This is a genomic window from Streptomyces sp. adm13(2018), from assembly GCF_008042145.1.
Classification (GTDB): domain Bacteria; phylum Actinomycetota; class Actinomycetes; order Streptomycetales; family Streptomycetaceae; genus Streptomyces.
This window is the reverse complement of sequence record NZ_RDBH01000122.1, coordinates 5,472-7,458: the sequence shown is the minus strand read 5'-3', so window position 1 is coordinate 7,458 and position 1,987 is coordinate 5,472. Positions and strand designations below refer to the sequence as shown.

General features: G+C 76.3%; 1 protein-coding gene and 2 pseudogenes. All 3 read left to right on the top strand.

Translation table 11 applies throughout. The annotated features are described in order from the left end of the window. Positions 1–154: 154 nt before the first annotated feature. Positions 155–1,126, top strand: coding sequence for an RNA polymerase sigma factor (locus tag EAO70_RS39245; RefSeq protein ID WP_261992884.1), 972 nt, complete (start codon positions 155–157; stop codon positions 1,124–1,126). Between the two features lie 137 nt (positions 1,127–1,263). Then, positions 1,264–1,629, top strand: a pseudogene (locus EAO70_RS39240) (CAP domain-containing protein); the annotation flags it as partial. A gap of 133 nt (positions 1,630–1,762) precedes the next feature. Then, positions 1,763–1,987 (top strand): annotated as a pseudogene (locus EAO70_RS38490) (hypothetical protein); the annotation flags it as partial.

Genomic DNA, 1,987 nt, shown 5'->3' with positions numbered 1-1,987 from the left:
ACCCCACGGGCCCCACCCGACCCGAGTGAACCCCACGGGCCCCACCCGACCCGAGTGACTCACGTCACTTTCACCGTCTCCCGGGTTTCCGTTATCCGCGTCCCGCTCCAGGCTCTCCTCTGCGCAATCACCTCCAACGAACGGGACGGTCGGCGTGCGGCAGAGCACAGGAATCGAGCGGGACACCGAGCTGGTCCTCGCGGCGCGGAACGGCGACCCGTGGGCACGGGAGCAGCTGGTCACCGCCCACCTGCCCCTGGTCCACACCACCGTGGCGGTCGCCATGAACGGCCGCCACGGTGCCGAGCACGTCGAGCACGTCGTACGGGAGACGATGCTGCGCGCCCTCGACGGCCTCGCCACCCTGACCGACCCCGGGGTCTTCCGGCCCTGGCTGGTCGCCATCGCCGTGGACGGGATCCGCCGCCACCGCCACCAGCAGCCCGCCGGGTACGCCCACGGGTACGACGCCGGACAGTGGCCCGGGCACGGACCGGCCCAGGAGATCACCGACGCGGCCCAGTGGCTGGACCCGGACGACGGCGAACTCCTGGCCCTCTGGTGGCTGGAGTGCGCCGGCGAACTGACCCGCTACGAGACGGCGGCCGCGCTGCGCTGGCCGGCCGAGGAGGCACCGGCCCGCTTCGACGCGGTACGGGCCCGGCTCGACGCCGCCCGGGTCGTCGCCGCGGCCCTCGCCGGCAACCCCGCCTGCCCCTTCCTCGGCCGCGAGGCCGCCGACTGGGACGGCCGGCCCTCCGCCCCGTGGCGCGACCACCTCGCCCACCACACGCTCGGCTGCGGGCACTGCACCCCGCGCTGGCACGCCCTGGTCCCCGCCGAGGCCCTCCTTTCCGCAGCCTCGCCCATGGGCGCGGCAGGAGGAGACGAGGCCGGGCGCGGCCGGGCGGCGGCCTCCGCCTTCGCCGCCGCGCCGACGGCTCACGGCTTCGTCCCCGACGCGTACGCGGCCGCAGGCCACGCCCCCCACCGCGCGCCGGAGCACACCGACCCCTCCGCGACCAGCGCGGGGGGCGGGGACCAGGGCGGGCCAGCGCGGGGTGCAGTGCCCGCAGCCGAGCGTGTGGTGGGCGAGGTGGTCGCGCCACGGGGCGGAGGGCGGTGAAGACCACCCCGCCGCGCACCGCGGCGCCCACCCCCGACACGCGGCCGAGCCGGCCCGGCTCCGGCACGGGCTCCGGCGGCGAGACCGGGAACGGGACGGGCGCCGGCCAGAACGACCAGGGCCCGAGCTCCGAGGCCGAGCAGGTCATCGCCCTGGTCAACGCCGAGCGCGCCAAGGCCGGTTGCGGCCCGCTGAGCGCGAACGCGACCCTCACCAGGGCCGCGCAGGGCCACTCCGAGGACATGGCGGCCCGCGACTTCTTCGACCACACCAACCCCGACGGCGCCGGCCCGGGGGAGCGGGTGACGGCCGCCGGGTACCCGTGGTCGACGTACGGCGAGAACATCGCCATGGGGCAGAGCTCCCCCGAGCAGGTCATGGAGTCCTGGATGAACAGCCCGGGCCACCGCGCGAACATCCTCAACTGCGACTTCAAGGAGATAGGCATCGGCATCCACTCCCAGGGTGGCCCGTACTGGACCCAGGTCTTCGGCGCCCGCTGACGGAACGGGACGGGACCGGATCGGATCGGACCGCACCGGAGCAGACGGGACCGGATCGGACCGGACGGGACCGGACGGGACGGGTCCGGCCGTCCGGCGTGTCAGGGGCGCCCCCCGCCCGTACCGTGGACCCGTGGGGAGCCGCGTGCCGCCCCGAGGATCCGACGACCAGGAGCGCCGCACCGTGACCGCCCGCGAACCCCGTCCCCTCCGCAGCGAGCGAAGGCGCCGGCACCGTCTCGCGGTGCCGGCCCTGGCCGGCCTCCTCGCCGCCGTGACGGGCTGCACCACGCCGGCGGAGGGCAGAGCCGACTCCGCCCCCTCCTCCCTGCCGCCCTCCGCCGGCGTGGTGCAGCCC